Raw genomic sequence first — 15,999 nt, 5'->3', positions numbered from 1 at the left:
TGCATATCTCAATACTGTATCTGATACATCATTTCGTATGGCAAGGCTACTTGTATAGCGCAAATTTCACGCACAGCGCAATCTGTGTATGTAACAGGCTACTTACAAACTCATAGGTTTTTGTAACCTTGGGCACGCTGTTTTTCATTATCTTGTGTTGGTACCTCTACCAATACATGAAGGATCGAAAAATGATAAGTAGCACCTTTGGGTTATTACAACGGATAGGCAGGTCGCTGATGCTGCCTGTTGCTGTCCTGCCTGTCGCGGGTTTACTGCTGGGGATAGGTTCAGCGAACTTCTCCTGGCTGCCGGGCCTGGTGTCAGACATTATGGCGATGTCGGGCGATGCCGTATTCAGTAATCTGGCACTGATCTTTGCCATTGGCGTGGCACTGGGTCTGTCAGATAATGACGGCGCTGCGGGTCTGGCAGCGACAGTGGGTTTCGCGATTATGACAGCGACCATGGGCGTGATGGCAAAACTCCATGGCATTGAGCCGGCCACCATTATCGGGATCCCAAGCCTGAACACCGGGGTGTTTGGCGGGATCATGATAGGTGCCGTGGCGGCTTATCTGTTTAATCGTTTTCACAATATCAGACTCCCTGAATACCTGGGGTTTTTTGCCGGCAAACGTTCTGTTCCCATTATCACCGGTATCACAGCCATCTTCCTGGGGATCTTCCTGAGCTATGTCTGGCCGCCAATCGGAAATGCGATTGACAGTTTCTCACACTGGGCGGCCTACCAGAGCCCGACCACAGCATTTGGCCTTTATGGCCTGGTGGAGCGCTCGCTGATCCCATTCGGTCTGCACCATATCTGGAATGTACCTTTCTTCTTCGAAGTAGGTGAGTATGTCGATCCAGAAACGGGTAAAGTCATTAAGGGCGAAATTCAGCGCTATCTGGCTGGTGACCCGACGGCGGGCAATCTGGCAGGTGGTTACCTGTATTCTATGTGGGCACTGCCTGCGGTTGGTCTGGCGATTTACCACTCGGCCCGTCCTGAAAAGCGCGCGCTGGTTGGCGGTATCATGGCTTCAGCAGCATTAACCTCCTGGCTGACGGGTATCACTGAGCCGATGGAATTCGCATTCCTGTTCGCCGCGCCGGTACTGTATGTGATTCACTGTATTCTGACCGGCTTGGGTTTTGCGCTGATTACCAGCCTGGATATTCACCACAGTGTAACCTTCGCTCATGGCGCAATCGACTTCCTGATTTACTTCCCGCTGTCGCAAAATGCGTGGCTGTTCATTCTCATTGGCCCTGTGTGGGCGCTGATGTACTACACCATTTTCCGTGTGCTGATCGCCAAGCTGAATTTAATGACCCCGGGTCGGGAAAGTGAAGCGTCTGAGGTCAGTCATCTGTCTGACATCGGCAATGAGCTGGCGCATACGCTGATTCAGGCACTGGGCGGTAAGGATAACATCAAAAATGTTGATGCCTGTATTACCCGGCTGCGTGTCAGCGTGCGCGATATCAGTCGCGCCGATATTCCGAAAATTAAACAACTGGGGGCGCGTGAAGTGCTGGTGGTTGGCGATAATCTGCAGGCGATTTTCGGTACCCAGTCAGACAACATTAAAACTGAGATGAATGCCGTTCTCGTTGCTTCAAACTGATACAAGTCAGGGCGGTTGATTCCGCCCTTTTTAATTTTGTTCGTTGAAGAAAAGGAATAGAAAATGCGTTTCAAAACTACTTCACTGGTGGCTGGTTTACTGGCAACAGCAAGCTGCATGGTTCCGGTTGCTCAGGCGGCGCCACTGGATGTCAATCAGGACAATCTTTATTTTCTCAGTCCGCATCCGGATGATATTTTGCTTACTTTTGGCGGTTTGATTAATAAATTGTCTAAAGAAGGGACGCTGGCGCAAAAAACAAATGTCACCGAGGTGTACTTTTCACTGTCAAACTATACGACCAACCATTTAAATGAGCTGACCAACAAGCGTGTATTTGATGTATCGACCATGCGTTACAAAGAAGATTTTGAAGCACATATCAAGATGTTCTCCAAATGGGATCATTTCCGCTATAAGACCGCTGGTTTTTATGATGCACCATTGCGTAAATATGAAGGTTCTCCGACCGCAGGCGGTGGCCCTGCCGGTACTTTTGCCGATTTCCGTCAGGATGAAGTCGGCATTTATGAGCGCATCGCAGCAGACGTGACTCCGATCCTGAAACAGGAGAATTGCGCCGCGTTTGTGCTGTTGGCTAATGGCAGCCACATCGATCATTTCATCGTTCGTGAAGCGGTAATGAAAGCGGCGCATGATCTGGGGTCAGAGGCGAAGTGTCAGATTTATTTTGGTGAAGATCAGCCATACACAGGCTCGAATCCAGACAATGCTATGGATGAGGTGAACAGCATTCAGGCTCGCTTGCCGGCGAACGCTATCACGCCAATGACGTTCTGGATTGATAAACAGCAAAAAATTGACTCGTTTAAGGAGTTTTATCTGAGTCAATATGATCTGGGTTACATCCCGCCTCTGGAAAGCACTGATTACGAAACCATTTATAAGTGGGATAAAACCACATACAGCGCACTGCAGTCGCATGCGCATTGCCAGTCGACCTATTGTAATTTGCAGTAACGGACGTGTTCAGTTCCCCCTGACACATCCGAGTAATAACAAACCGGGCCGTTGTTATGTGCCCGGTGTATTGATGGCTGATATGGCCCTTGATTTCCGTTATGCAAGGGCGAGATTCAGGATCAGTAGGGTGATAAATCGATACGCTCTTCATCAATTTGGCTGGGTGAGAGGACAATGGGAATTGCCTTGGAGATCGGGGTATCACTCAGGTCACCGACACTGTCTAATGCCACCAATGGGTTGGTTTCCGGGAAATAGGCGGCAATATTGCCGGCGGGAATGTCATAACTCACCAGTTTAAAACCATAAACCGTGCGCTTTGCGCCATCGGCTGACAGTGATGTCACATCAACCCTGTCACCCGGCGCCATGCCAAGTGCTTCAATATCAGTGGGGTTGATCATCAGGACTTTGCGCTCGCCGGAGATTCCGCGGTATCTGTCTTCAAACCCATAAATGGTGGTGTTGTATTGATCGTGTGAGCGGACCGTCTGCAGCACAAAAACAGGATCGTCGCTCAGCTCACGCAGATTGGCAGGCAATAAGTGAGTCGGCAGCGGATGCACTCGAAAGGCGGCTTTTTGCGAGTCGGTATGCCAGATACGCTCTGCCGCACTGTTGCCCAGATAAAATCCACCCGGCTGTTTCAGTTTCTGGTTCATGTCAGTAAAGCCAGGGATCGTTTTGGCGATGAGATCGCGAATTCTGTCATAGTCTTCGATCAGCCAGTCCCAGTCGACCGGATGATTGCCCAGCGTCGCTTTGGCGATACCGGCAATAATTGCCGGTTCTGAACGCATTTCTGCAGTGTCACTTTCCACTACACCGCCTGAGGCATGCACCATGCTGAATGAGTCTTCAACGGTCACTGACTGCGGGCCAGAGCGTTGCAGATCGACATCTGTGCGGCCCAAACACGGCAGGATCAGACTGTCTTTCCCTGTGATTAAATGGCTGCGGTTCAGTTTGGTCGCAATGTTGACCGTCAGATCACAGCTGGCTAACGCCTGCTGAGTCAGCCGGGTATCCGGCGTGGCAGAAGCAAAGTTGCCACCCAGCCCGATAAAGACTTTGCTCTCACCGGCCAGCATGGCTTTGATCGCCTGCACTGTGTTGTGACCGTGCGGCACCGGTGGGGTGAATCCAAAGGTGGCTTCTATCGTCTGATTAAACGCAGAGGTGGGTTTCTCATTGATTCCCATGGTCCGGTCACCCTGCACATTACTGTGGCCGCGCACCGGACAAAGACCGGCACCGGGTTTACCTAACTGTCCGAACAGTAGCTGTAAGTTGGCAATTTCCTGGATGGTATTCACTGAGTGTTTGTGCTGAGTGATTCCCATCGCCCAGGTGATGATCACGCGCTCAGAATGCCGGTACAGAGTTGCCGCATACTCCAGATCTTGTTGCGACAGACCGGACTGCTCTGTGATCAGAGACCAGTCTGTAGCGTCTACTTCTGCCAGATAAGCCTCCAGGCCTTGGGTGTGGGCCTGAATGAAGTCGTGATCAAAAATAGAGCCCTTGCCCTGCTCAATTGCGCTGTGATCCATGGCGATCAGTGATTTCACCATGCCGCGCACAACAGCCATGTCACCACCCAGTTTGGGTGTGAAGTAATGACTGCTGATTGTTGTTGCTCCGCCGGTCAGCATTTCTGCAGGAGACTGCGGGTTGGTAAAGCGCTCTAAACCGCGTTCTTTCAGGGTGTTGAAAGTGACAATAGCAGCGCCGCGTCTGGCGGCTTTGCGAAGCGTATCTAACATGCGCGGATGGTTGGTACCCGGGTTTTGTCCGAACACAAATATCGCATCGGCTTTTTCGAAATCATCTATTCGCACTGTGCCTTTGCCGATGCCGATTGATTGCTTGAGCGCGACGCCGCTTGCTTCATGGCACATGTTGGAGCAATCCGGGAAGTTGTTGGTGCCAAAAGCCCGGACAAAAAGCTGATACAGGAAAGCCGCTTCGTTGCTGGCACGGCCAGAGGTGTAGAACTCGGCCTGATTCGGGCTGTCCAGCGATTGCAGATGCTTCGCAATCAGTGAAAAAGCATCGTCCCAAGAGATGGACTCATAATGATCCGTTTGTGGGTTATAACGCACCGGATGGCTGAGGCGGCCCTGATACTCAAGGAAATAATCACTTTGCTGACGTAGCCAGCCGACAGGGTACCGGGCAAAGAAATCCGGGGTCACCCGACGGCTGGTTGCCTCCCAGTTCACGGCTTTGGCCCCGTTCTCGCAGAAGCGGAAATGTCCCGGCTCTTCGGTTTCACCCCAGGCACAGCCCGGACAGTCGAAACCCTGATCCTGATTGGTTTTCAGCAGGTTGCGAATGTTTCGGGTGATATTTTCACTTTTCACCAGGTGACGGGTGGTGCTTGCGAGCGCTCCCCAGCCACCGGCTGAGCCTTTGTACTTTTTCACTGTCATGGTGATTGACTTCCTTGCATGGTCTGGGCGACGGCATAAAACAGAACGGACCCATAAAGATACCGGTGTTTATAGTATGACGGCAGGCCAGCCAAAAATGTAACCTTATCCACAAAATGTGTATGGGTAGCCTGTTAGTTTATGAATTTTCGAGCCTTTCGGGCAAAGGGGCATATTCAACTGGTGCAATGTACTGTGATGAGCCGGTCATTCCAATGACTGTTACTTTAGCGTTACATTGAACCCCAAGCGTTTTGGGCCGGAGTCTGGTATCTTACATTTTTGAATCGTATATGTGTAAAGATGCTGCCTTTCTCTGTCATGCGTACCTGTTGACCATGCCGGATACGGCCGCAGTGAGGAAATCAGAATGGTTGCGGACAAGTCAGTACTGGTCGTGGATGATGATCAGGAGATTCGTGAACTGTTGGGCGAATATTTGGGTAAGCAGGGCTTCCGGGTGGTCACCGCAGAAGACGGTGTGGCCATGAAACGGGAGCTGACCATCAGTGAGCCGGATTTGATCTTGCTGGATATTATGCTGCCCGGTGAAGATGGCTTCACTTTGTGTCAGCATGTCCGGAAAACCTCTGCCGTGCCGATTATTATGCTGACTGCCGTCTCGGACGAGATGGATCAGATTGTCGGGCTGGAGCTCGGCGCTGATGACTATATTGCCAAGCCATTCAGCCCCCGCCAGTTAATGGCGCGGATTAAAGCGCTGCTGCGAAGAGTGCAGCCAACAGAATCAAACCAGCCTGTGAACCCGTCGTTGCCAAAAGCCTTTTTGTTCGATCACTGGCGTCTGGATACCGCTGCTCAGTCTCTGCAGGATACCCAGACGCAGCGCACCTATGAAATGACCAACAGTGACTATGCGTTGCTTCTGCTGTTTCTCAGTCGTCCCAATGAAGTGCTCGACCGGGATACGATTTTCTTTGCAACACGCGGGCGTGATGCACAGCCCTCTGAACGTGCGGTCGATGTTCAGCTGAGCCGGTTACGCCAGCGTCTGGGTGACAAAGGGCGCCAGCAGCGATTAATCAAAACTGTGCGGGGCAACGGCTATCTGTTTAATGCCGACGTCACCTACGAAACGGATCACTGAGTGGAAAATCAGGCAGATGATGAACTGGAAAAAATGGTGGCCGAAGTCACTGATGGCCCGCACGTTGTGGTTTACCTTGCTGGCTGTGTTTCTGGCACAAATGATTGCGACGCTGATTTGGTACGGGCAGTCTAAACGTCGGGATCTGGCCGGGCTGGAATCGGCGGCCACCAGTATGGCCACCATGTTTGCTTCCACGGTCACTTTTTTTGAATCCCTGCCTTTGCAGTACCGGCATATCGTGCTGGATCAGATCCGGAACATGGGTGGCACCCGTTTTTTTGTTTCATTCAACGAAGAAGAAATACTGATCGATCCGATTCCCGGCTCCAGCATGAAAAACACCGCGGTCAAAGCGATACAGGAAGTGCTACATGACAAGCTGCCGCGCCTGGATGTGATTCGGGTAGAGTTCTCTCGCCCCGAAACCCTGCATGTCCTGAAGAATGACATTCTGCTGAGTGACTTACCCCGTTCCTGGGCGCATTACACGCTGAGCCTGGAGCCGCTGAATCCGCCGATTCTGGTGGTGCAGCTGGAACTGGCGGACAATGAGTGGCTGTATATCGCCGCTTTGCTGCCTGCGCCTTATTCCACGCTGGAAGATGAAATTATTACTAAGCAGCAAGTGCTGTTTCTGCTGTTCATCACTGCCTTACTGCTGTTCTTCACTTATACGATGATCCGGCGCCAGACAAAACCGCTCAGACAGTTAGCGGATGCGGCAAATGCCCTGAGCATGGATATTTATCAGCCGCAGCTCAAAGAAGAAGGTGCCAGTGAACTGGTCACTGCGACCCGGGCTTTTAACCGGATGCAGCAGCGGCTGCGCCGTTATATCGATGACAGGGAGCATTTGTTTTCCGCCATTTCCCATGATTTAAAAACCCCGATCACCCGCCTGCGGCTGCGTGCTGAACTGCTGGAAGATGACACGAAGATCGACAAGTTCAATAAAGATCTTGATGAACTGGAAATGATGGTCAAAGGCGCGCTGCAGACCGTGCGGGATACTGATCTGCATGAAAATCTGGCTCAGGTGGATGTGGCTGACGTGATGCGCAGTATTGCCGAAGGGCATAACAGAAACAGCACGAAAGTACATCTGCCGGTTGCAGAGATTGCGCCGCTGATGGGGAAACCGCTGGCGCTGAAACGCTGTTTGAGCAATATCATTGATAATGGGGTCAAATACGGGCACGAAGTCTGGGTACTGGCCGAAGACACAGCAGAGAGCCTGGTCATTCGGGTGCAAGACAGAGGGCCGGGTATTCCAGAGGATAAAATGGACAGTGTGTATGAACCCTATGTCAGATTGGCGACCGATGACGAAGGCCATGGCCTTGGTATGGGGATCACGCGCAACATTTTACATGCCCACGGCGGCGAAATGTCTATCCGCAATATGGAGCAAGGGGGGCTGGAAGTGACGATGATCCTGCCTCGCCTGATGGACTGATGATAGCCGCCTCTGCTCACAGCAGGTGCGGCGTAAAGTAAGAGAGCCTAAATGAACAAAAGTTTTTCCGCGGGTTGTAATCGCTCACTGTCGCTGGCAGCCGTTTTCATCACGGCTTCGATCTCGGCATTCATGTCTGCGCCGGCCATCAGTGCACCGGATGCAGCTCAGCAACCAGAGCAAGAGGTTGAAGTGCTTCATTGGTGGACGGCCAAAGGTGAAATAAAAGCCGCGGAAGTGTTACAGGGGAGCCTTGAACAGCAGCATATCGGCTGGAAGAATTTTGCAATCGCCGGTGGTGGCGGTGAAAGTGCCATGACAGTGCTGAAAAGCCGTGCTGTGTCGGGCAACCCCCCTTCAGCGGCACAGCTCAAAGGCTATGACTTGCAAGAGTGGGGCATGCTGGGTTTTCTGACCAACCTGGATGCGGTGGCAAACACTCAGGGCTGGGATCAGCTTTTGCCGCCGGTGATCAGCCAGATCATGAAATATCAGGGTCATTATGTGGCCGTGCCGGTGAATATTCACCGGGTGAACTGGTTATGGATTAACCCGGAGCTGCTGGAGAAAGCCGGAGCGACGGTGCCGGATTCGCTTGAGTCATTTTTTGCCGCCGCAGAAAAGCTGAAGCAGGCCAATATTGTGCCCGTTGCCTTGGGCAGCGATCCCTGGCAGGAAGTGACTCTGTTTGAATCCGTGGCGCTGGCAGTGTTGGGCCCTCAGGGTTACCGTCGTGCCTTTGTGGATTTAGATCCTGACATGCTGTCCGGTGAATCGATGGTGGATGTTTTCCGCCAGTTTGAGCGGATGCGCCAATACATTGATGTGAAAACCAAGGCGTTGGAGTGGAGCGACGCCAGTGCCATGCTGGTGGAAGGGAAAGCCGCGATGCAGTTCATGGGAGACTGGGCGAAGGGCGAGTTTTCTGCACTGGGGAAAGCGCCGGGTCAAGAGATTCTGTGTGTGCCTGCACCGGGCACCCAGGGTTTCTTTACCTACAACATCGACAGTTTTGCTTTTTTTAAGCACAGTGATGACCTGAGTATTCAGGCACAGGAAACGATGGCACAGACCATACTTACGCCTGCTTTCCAGCGTGAATTCAATCTCGCGAAGGGTTCGATTCCGGTGCGTACCGATGTGGATCTGACGGGTTTTGACACTTGTTCACTGGCGTCATCGACCGCGTTTCAGCTCAACCAGCAGAACAAGACATTAGTCCCCAGTATTTCTCAGGGGCTGGCCAGTACCAGCTATGTGCAGGCGGCGATTTTTGATGTGGTCACTGACTTTTTCCACAGTAAGCAGGCTGATCCGGAAAAAGCCGCGAATCAGTTAGCCAGAGCTGTGAAATCAGCACGATAAAGCACTTTTGCCTCGCCTGTGATAAGCCGTTTTGTTTGCGCTAGGATTAGTACAAACAGGATTGATGCAACACTAACGGGGAGTTTGCGGCTATGAAACTGCTTTATATCGTTCGTCATGCCAAGTCATCCTGGGATGACCCGGAATTGGATGATCATGATCGCCCACTCAATGAACGGGGGCTGAAAAATGCCGCTGAGATGGCCAGCCGGTTTGCCGCCTGGCAGGCACTGCCGCAGCGAATTTTATGCAGTACTGCTGAACGGGCATTTCAGACCGCGCAATTTTTTGAACAGGCACTGCATCCGCATCCGACTGAGCTGGCCACCACAGTGGGCTTGTACACCGATTCTGCCCATGAAGTGGTCAGCATTATTCAGTCGGTACCCGATGAGGTCGAACGGCTGATGGTGGTCTGCCATAATCCCGCCATCAATGATTTAGTGGTTCGTTTGGGATTAAAGACAGACAATGTGCCGACCTGCGGTCTGGTGGTGTTTGCGATTGAGGCTGAAACATGGGAATTGTTCGGGCCGGAAAATTGCCAGTTGCTGTATTTTGATTATCCGAAACGCCTGGCGCATTAATCCGTATCGTTGACAGGGGCGGGTGATTGTTTCAGAGCGCATGTCTCTGAACACCTGCTTTTCCAGCCCCTGTCTCTTGAACAGAGAAAGATGCCCAAGAGACAGGATATCGGCGGGGGTGGCGTTAACTGACTTCAGACATTTTTTGCACCGCCATGACGACATCGTTAATACTGGCTTCAATGTCCTGAATGGATGTGCCGGCTTCTTTCACTTTTTCCATGCTGCTTTCAGCGCGGGCAATAATTTCCGCCATGGACGTGACGGCCTGGGTTGTAAACTGACTGTTCTGTTTCACCACATTATCAATTTTCACAGTCGACTCATTGGTGCGCGATGCTAACTGACGGACTTCATCGGCAACTACGGCAAAGCCACGTCCCTGATCGCCCGCTCTGGCGGCTTCAATGGCCGCATTGAGCGCCAGCAGGTTGGTTTGATCGGCAATGGCGGAGATGGTATCCACCATCTTGGTAATGGATTTGGATTGTTCCTCAAGCTGGGATATTACATCTGAAGTTGAATTTAACGCCTCGACCATTTGTGACATCTGCTCGATCGCCTGATTCCCCGAACTGCTGCCCTCGGCGGATAACTGCCGGGTTTTGACCGACATATCATAAGCCAGCTGGCTGTTTTCCTGACCGAGAATCACCGTCTGAGTGATATCTGTGGCAAACTTAATCACTTTATAGAGTTTGCCGCTGGCATCAAAGATCGGATTGTAGGTGGCTTCCAGCCACAGAGGCTGGCCGGCTTTATTCACCCGTTCAAACTTACCGCCCATGAACTGCCCTTGATTGAGCTGAGACCAGAAATTTTGGTATTCACTGGTTTGTGCATAGGCGGGACTGACAAACAGACGGTGATGTTTTCCTTTGATTTCATCCAATGTGTAGCCGACTGTCGCTAGAAAGTTTTCATTGGCGTGCAATATCGTGCCATTGAGATCAAATTCAATCACTGCCATTGATCGGGAAACCGCCTGTGTCTGGCTGGCCAGTTCGTGGTGGTCTGCAACCCTTGCTGTGGTGTCAGAAGCAATTTTAATGACTTTGTAAACGATCCCTTCATGGTCGAAAACCGGACAATAGCTGGCTTCCAGCCAAATATCCTGACCTGACTTGGTGATACGCTGAAATAGTCCTTTTAACTGTTTACCCTGGCTGAGCTGAGACCAGAATTGTTGGTATTCCTGACTTTTTTTGGTTTCATCAGTGCAAAATATCCGGTGGTGTTTGCCCTGGATTTCATTCAGGCTGTAGCCCATGGTGTTCAGGAAATGTTGGTTGGCACGAATGATTTCTCCTGAAGGTGTAAATTCAATGGATGCGAAGGAATCACTGATTGCCGCTAAAGTATGCCTGGCTTCCTGGAGTTGTTGCTGAAGTGTGTTGTAAGCGTCTTGAGTGATGTTATTTTTGTTAGATAACCCGAACATGTCGCAGTCCTTGTCGATATATGCCCTCTAGCTGAATATAGAACAGAGAAATATGTTTAAAAGAGATATTTTTCGAGCATCTGAAAAGTTAGTAAAAGCTAAATAATGCGTTTAATATTCTGTCGATTTGTGGCTTCAATAACTTATCTGCTACTAACAAGTTCATTTATTATGAAAAATGTCGTTGGGATTGAAGTGAACGAGGTCAAAACGTCAATTTAATGTCTGCGGCTCAGCTGAAAAGTCTCTGATATTTTCAAGACTTGTGATCCTAATTCAATTCATATGATTCGTGGAATCGTTTTAATTTTCCTGAATGATTGGGTTGTTGAATGTGTCGACTGTTTTTTTAATCATGATGGATTGTTTGATTCAGGCTGGTGAATCATAAGAGACTGGATGGCACCAAGTTTGATGACAGACACAGCACTGATGTAAGGGCAGGGCATATCCAGTCGGAAAAACAGAAATGGCGATTGTAAAAGCCGGAACGCAGAATTTTCCTGTTCCGGCAGGTTTTTCCAATGAAATGGCAAATTGGCTCAGAAGTAATATTCCAGTGCCAGTTCAATGAAGTCGTCTTTACGGACAAAATACAGTGGGCTGTCAAGCTGACTGGCATTGAACCACCAGGCATTCGCCCGCCATTTCCAGTTATTGTTGATCCGTGCGGAGGCTTCAATTCTGCCGGTCGATTCCTGACTGTGGTCCAGATCCTGATTAATCCCGAATAAAATTTCTGTGCCGTCTATGTCATTGAGGGCAAATCGGGTACCCAGAAACAGGTCATTCTGATTCAGACTCAGTGATCGGGAGTCGTATTGGTACTCGGCAATCAGGCCAAGATCCCAATAGGTATCGAAGACACCGACCAGGGTATATTCAAACCCTGTGACCACGGCGGAGTGATTTTCCAGGCTGTCCCGGTAAAGCGCTTCCAGTTTGAATAACCAACTGCCAAAAATACCCTGAACATCCACGCTGGTCTGATCCATCTGGGCGTAGTATGGGGTCAGGCTGGTGCGTCCCGGCAGAAAGTAGGGATCTCTGTTGGTGCCCTGAAAAAAGCTGGCGCCGACATCCCAGTCGCCAAAATAGTGGCTGTAGCGCAATGACCAGTCGATATGCTCCTGCTCCGATGAAGATTCATACAATGCATTGTCATTTACCGGCAGCGGCGGCCGCAGCCGTCCGTCTTTGCCTGCGAAAGTACGTTCACGAAAATAGGGGAGGATGAAGGCATTCACTGTGCCCCAGTCTTTGACGGCTGCAAGATTGATCATTGGCTGGCCGAGTTTTTGCTCGCCGTCGACAGATTCGACGTTATCGGTCTGGTTGATCACATCGACCAGGTGAATGGACTCAGTCACGCCCCAGAAAACTTTTCCGACGCCTATTCTGAGTTCATAGTCATCGATCAGCTGCAGATACATGAATTCACGAAGATCGAAATGGGTCCGTTCATCATCCATGCTGTCCCAGCGATAGAAGGGCTGAATGGTCAGCCGGGCGTCACCGTCCTGCCATTCTGTGTACCACTCGGGCTCTATCACCACAGAGGTCTGGCTTTTGTCCTGGCCCTCAAGACCCGGGTGCAGAAACTGACGTTGTTCAAGGTTTATCTGGCCGCTGATGCCAGCTGCCTCGACTGAGGCAGCCAGAAGCAGGGGCAATGCAGAAAATCGGTATATCATGCTTGCTCCTGCCTGAGATTATTTGACGCGTTTGAGGCTGGACTTATTGAAATCGCTTTCATCAAGGCCGTTATTGAACGTCAGTTCATGGGTGGTCAGCACCGTTGTTTTACCGGTCTGGCTGTTATTCATCGTCATGGTGTGAGCACGCCAGTATTTGTCCTGGTACTGCTGATAGTCGTCAAAGGTCAGCGTCTTCAACAGGCTGTCTTTCCGGTCATAGAACTCCACCTTCAAAGGACGGTAATGCTCTTTATCCAACCAGACCAGTTGTTTGGTATAGCCGGAGTACTCATCCGTCGGGATTTGCTGAACTTTGAAAACAGTCTGATCCTGCATGGTTTCATCACCCAGATAGGTGAAGTCGTATTTCTCCAGTTCAAATGAACTCAAATCTTCGTAGGCGAACTCGCTGCCCATGAAAGGGCCCGATTTGTTGCGCGAAGCAATTCGTTTGACCCGCTTTAGCGCTGGCAGATACAGCCATTGGTCATCAGGCTTGGTTGTATGGGCGAAATTCAGAAAGGCTGTGCCTTGTACATCGCGTGGCTGATCAAAAATCGTCAGGCCTTTATCGCCGTCGTCAGCCACTTCCAGTGTCTTGATACGCATTTTCCGGGTGCTGCTTTCGCCTTGTGCGTTGGATAGCAGCATGGTCATGACTGCCACGCTGTCGCCCCAACCGGTATCACGCAGTTTTCGCTCCTTGGCAATCTCTAATCCCTGCTCGTTACCCGCATAACATACCGCCGGGATGACCGCCATACCCAGTGCGGTAATCATGCCGATAGACGCTAGCCATTGTGTGATTCGTGCTGTTTTATCTGTCATGAGCTTTCTCCTTCATCTTTGGCTAAATGGTTATTGAGCCAATGGTTTTGGGTTCATTGGGTTCTTGGTCTCCGCTCTGGCTGTCTCAGTGTCAGCCTGTTCCACCGGCTGACGGTCAAAGAGCATCAACATGCAGGGCAGCAGCAAGAAGTCCACCACCAGGGCAATGAAAATGATCAGGGCACTGAGCTGGCCCATGTCACTGTTCAGGCGGAAACTGGAGCTGGCCAGTACCGAGAAGCCGGCAACCAGAACGACGGTGGTGATCCATAGCGCGCGGCCAACAGTGCTGAAGGCATAGCGAACCGCTTCTTCCGCATTGCGGCCTTCTTTGCGTGCGATTTGATATTTGCTCAGGAAGTGCACGGCGTCATCGACAACGATACCGAGTGTGAGAGTGACCACTATTGACAGGCCCAGATTGATTTCACCAGACAAAAGTGACCAGAGTCCGAATCCGAGAATGGCCGGGGCGATGTTGGGAATGAGACTGATCACGCCCAGTCGCAGTGAACGCAAAGCAAAAATCATCAATACGGAGATTAATACCAGCGTCACCGGTAATGTTGATAACATGCTGGCCATATTGGTTTCGCCAATATGAGCGAACATCAGGTTGGGGCTGGACGCCATAATGGCGTAACCCGGCGCATTGGCATCAAACCAGTCATTAATGCGAGCTTCCAGGGCTACCAGTTCTTTACTGCCGATATTCTTGGTGGTCAGCGTCAGTTTGACGGATGATTTATCCACATTGAGCTGGTTGTTAAGGTCCAGGCCGTAGGGCAGGGACATCTCATACAGCAACAGATATTGTGCGGCCAGTTCTCTGTCGTTCGGCAGGCGATACCAGCTGTCATCATCACCATGCATGTTTTTGTTCAGGCGTTTGTAAACATCACTCAGGCTGGCAACATGGTCGGTTTCCGGCTGTTCCCGCAACCAGTCGGTAAACTGATTCAGGATGTTCAGAAAGCCAGGATCCGCGATCCCCTGGGGCTGGCCTGAATCAATCGCAATGCTGATGGTGGTCATACCGCTGATATTGTCTGCCATAAAGTCGGCTGCCTGGCGAAATTGGCTGTCTGTGGCGAAGTATTTGACAGGCTCGTCGTTGACCACATTGCGAGGCAGCAGCAGGGTGGCGGCGCTCAGAATGATGACGGACAAAGGCAAGATGATCTTACGGTGGTTAACCACTATGTTGCCTAATTTATCTGTCCAGGTGTGCTGGTCGGTCGTTTTAACGGCCGGGGCACGTAAAGGCAGTACAGACAGCAAAGCCGGCAGCAGGGAGACTGACAGGAAGCAGGCAATCATGATTCCCAGAGCGGCCAGATTACCTAAATCGCGCAGAATCGGTGAATCAGAGGCATTCATCATTAAAAAGCCAAGCGCCGTTGTTACCGAGGTAATCAGGACCGGCATAGCATTGAGCCTGATGCTATAGCCTATGGCTTCATTTTTGAGCATGCCCCTCTGCATACCTTGCCGCATAGTGGCGATAACATGCACACAGTCAGCAACGGCGAGCGTGAGAACCAGGGTTGGTACATTAACTGTGGCTGTGCTGAGGAACATGCCCGCCCAGCCGGACAAACCCATAGTAGCCGCCACTGAACCGATAATCACAATAAGTGTGGCGAGCACACCAGTTACAGTGCGCAGCATAAGTATCAGAAAAACCAGCACAATCAGTAGCATGGTCGGCACGAGTGTGCTGCTGTCTTTCATCGCCATGTCCATGAAAGTCCGGTTCATGGTGACAATGCCGGCCTGATAAAAATCAACCTCAGGAAATTCTGCCCGGTATTTTGCCAGTAAGTTTTGGGAATAATCGGTAACCGTAGTAATTTCTGTCGTTTCGTCAACTTTAGGCATCTGTAAAGTGACGTTAACAACAGCAACATCACCGCTGGATGAAATCAGTGAATCACGGAGTAAAGGCTCTTGTATGGCGACTGATTTCACTTTCGCGATGCGGTTCGCATCTAGCGGATATTCATCTAACAGCAAATCTTCGACCAGCAGATCATCTTCAATGGCTTCTGTGTGCTGATAGTTAGCCAGTGAGTCGACGCGGCTTGAAAAAGGAATTTGCCAGCTGTCGTTGGTCAGATCCCGGATCAGAGACAAGGTGTCAGGCGTAAAGACATTGCCGTTTTTGGGGGCAATGACAAAGCTGATGTTGTCTGTTTTACTGAAGGTGTTCTGGATAGTGTTAAAGGCTTGCAACTGAGGGTTATTTCCGTCAAAGAAGATGTTGTAATCCCCCCGGAAATAAAGGTTTTTGGCGCCGATAGTGGCGGCGATCAACAGTGCTGTAATTATCGCCAGGACGATATAAGCACGTTTGATCGGTAAAGCGTAGATACTGTCTTTCATCACAATCTCCATGAGTGACGTTTCGTCAATATTTGGTGCTTTAAAACCAGCGTGTAGGCTGGCCGGGCATGAGTTA

11 protein-coding genes are annotated in these 15,999 nt (G+C 50.8%); 6 read left to right on the top strand and 5 right to left on the bottom strand.

Features of this window, described 5'->3' with window-relative positions:
• Positions 1–191 precede the first annotated feature (191 nt).
• Positions 192–1,634 (top strand): glucose-specific PTS transporter subunit IIBC, encoded by a 1,443-nt coding sequence (gene ptsG / locus LN341_RS15975; protein WP_234205923.1) that lies wholly within the window; start codon positions 192–194, stop codon positions 1,632–1,634.
• 63 nt (positions 1,635–1,697) lie between these two features.
• Complete coding sequence (locus tag LN341_RS15970; protein WP_234205921.1) at positions 1,698–2,615, top strand: PIG-L family deacetylase; 918 nt, start codon at positions 1,698–1,700, stop codon at positions 2,613–2,615.
• A 122-nt stretch (positions 2,616–2,737) separates the two neighbouring features.
• Here the strand turns inward: LN341_RS15970 and LN341_RS15965 are convergent, their stop codons facing one another.
• The gene (locus tag LN341_RS15965; protein ID WP_234205919.1) at positions 2,738–5,053 is read right to left on the bottom strand and encodes an FdhF/YdeP family oxidoreductase; all 2,316 of its coding nucleotides are present in this window, start codon (positions 5,051–5,053) and stop codon (positions 2,738–2,740) included.
• 370 nt (positions 5,054–5,423) lie between these two features.
• On the opposite strand from LN341_RS15965, the gene LN341_RS15960 reads away from it, so the two are divergent.
• The 4 genes from LN341_RS15960 (at position 5,424) to LN341_RS15945 (ending at position 9,572) form a co-directional block, all read left to right on the top strand.
• A complete protein-coding gene (locus tag LN341_RS15960; protein WP_046220154.1) occupies positions 5,424–6,161 on the top strand; it encodes a response regulator in 738 nt (245 codons plus the stop codon).
• 19 nt (positions 6,162–6,180) lie between these two features.
• Positions 6,181–7,620, top strand: coding sequence for an ATP-binding protein (locus tag LN341_RS15955; RefSeq protein ID WP_046220155.1), 1,440 nt, complete (start codon positions 6,181–6,183; stop codon positions 7,618–7,620).
• Between the two features lie 132 nt (positions 7,621–7,752).
• Positions 7,753–8,985, top strand: coding sequence for an ABC transporter substrate-binding protein (locus tag LN341_RS15950; protein WP_370643797.1), 1,233 nt, complete (start codon positions 7,753–7,755; stop codon positions 8,983–8,985).
• Between the two features lie 92 nt (positions 8,986–9,077).
• The gene (locus tag LN341_RS15945) at positions 9,078–9,572 is read left to right on the top strand and encodes a histidine phosphatase family protein (RefSeq protein WP_046220156.1); all 495 of its coding nucleotides are present in this window, start codon (positions 9,078–9,080) and stop codon (positions 9,570–9,572) included.
• Positions 9,573–9,696: 124 nt separating this feature from the next.
• Here LN341_RS15945 and LN341_RS15940 read toward each other — a convergent pair whose 3' ends face one another.
• From LN341_RS15940 to LN341_RS15925, 4 genes are all read right to left on the bottom strand, one after another.
• The gene (locus LN341_RS15940) at positions 9,697–11,013 is read right to left on the bottom strand and encodes a PAS domain-containing methyl-accepting chemotaxis protein (RefSeq protein ID WP_234205915.1); all 1,317 of its coding nucleotides are present in this window, start codon (positions 11,011–11,013) and stop codon (positions 9,697–9,699) included.
• A 542-nt stretch (positions 11,014–11,555) separates the two neighbouring features.
• Positions 11,556–12,707, bottom strand: coding sequence for a hypothetical protein (locus tag LN341_RS15935; protein ID WP_234205913.1), 1,152 nt, complete (start codon positions 12,705–12,707; stop codon positions 11,556–11,558).
• An 18-nt stretch (positions 12,708–12,725) separates the two neighbouring features.
• Complete coding sequence (locus tag LN341_RS15930; RefSeq protein ID WP_046220277.1) at positions 12,726–13,490, bottom strand: outer membrane lipoprotein-sorting protein; 765 nt, start codon at positions 13,488–13,490, stop codon at positions 12,726–12,728.
• Positions 13,491–13,568: 78 nt separating this feature from the next.
• Complete coding sequence (locus LN341_RS15925; protein ID WP_234205910.1) at positions 13,569–15,923, bottom strand: RND family transporter; 2,355 nt, start codon at positions 15,921–15,923, stop codon at positions 13,569–13,571.
• Positions 15,924–15,999: the final 76 nt, after the last annotated feature.

The organism is Photobacterium sp. TLY01, assembly GCF_021432065.1.
GTDB classification, from domain to species: domain Bacteria; phylum Pseudomonadota; class Gammaproteobacteria; order Enterobacterales; family Vibrionaceae; genus Photobacterium; species Photobacterium halotolerans_A.
This window is presented reverse-complemented; position numbering and strand designations above follow the sequence as displayed.

What these genes read in the sequence shown, in the direction of transcription:
- ptsG (WP_234205923.1), top strand. Translation starts at nt 192, where the DNA reads ATGATAAGTAGCACCTTTGGGTTATTACAACGGATAGGCAGGTCGCTG.
- LN341_RS15970 (WP_234205921.1), top strand. Translation starts at nt 1,698, where the DNA reads ATGCGTTTCAAAACTACTTCACTGGTGGCTGGTTTACTGGCAACAGCA.
- LN341_RS15965 (WP_234205919.1), bottom strand. Translation starts at nt 5,053, where the DNA reads ATGACAGTGAAAAAGTACAAAGGCTCAGCCGGTGGCTGGGGAGCGCTC.
- LN341_RS15960 (WP_046220154.1), top strand. Translation starts at nt 5,424, where the DNA reads ATGGTTGCGGACAAGTCAGTACTGGTCGTGGATGATGATCAGGAGATT.
- LN341_RS15955 (WP_046220155.1), top strand. Translation starts at nt 6,181, where the DNA reads ATGAACTGGAAAAAATGGTGGCCGAAGTCACTGATGGCCCGCACGTTG.
- LN341_RS15950 (WP_370643797.1), top strand. Translation starts at nt 7,753, where the DNA reads ATGTCTGCGCCGGCCATCAGTGCACCGGATGCAGCTCAGCAACCAGAG.
- LN341_RS15945 (WP_046220156.1), top strand. Translation starts at nt 9,078, where the DNA reads ATGAAACTGCTTTATATCGTTCGTCATGCCAAGTCATCCTGGGATGAC.
- LN341_RS15940 (WP_234205915.1), bottom strand. Translation starts at nt 11,013, where the DNA reads ATGTTCGGGTTATCTAACAAAAATAACATCACTCAAGACGCTTACAAC.
- LN341_RS15935 (WP_234205913.1), bottom strand. Translation starts at nt 12,707, where the DNA reads ATGATATACCGATTTTCTGCATTGCCCCTGCTTCTGGCTGCCTCAGTC.
- LN341_RS15930 (WP_046220277.1), bottom strand. Translation starts at nt 13,490, where the DNA reads ATGATTACCGCACTGGGTATGGCGGTCATCCCGGCGGTATGTTATGCG.
- LN341_RS15925 (WP_234205910.1), bottom strand. Translation starts at nt 15,923, where the DNA reads ATGAAAGACAGTATCTACGCTTTACCGATCAAACGTGCTTATATCGTC.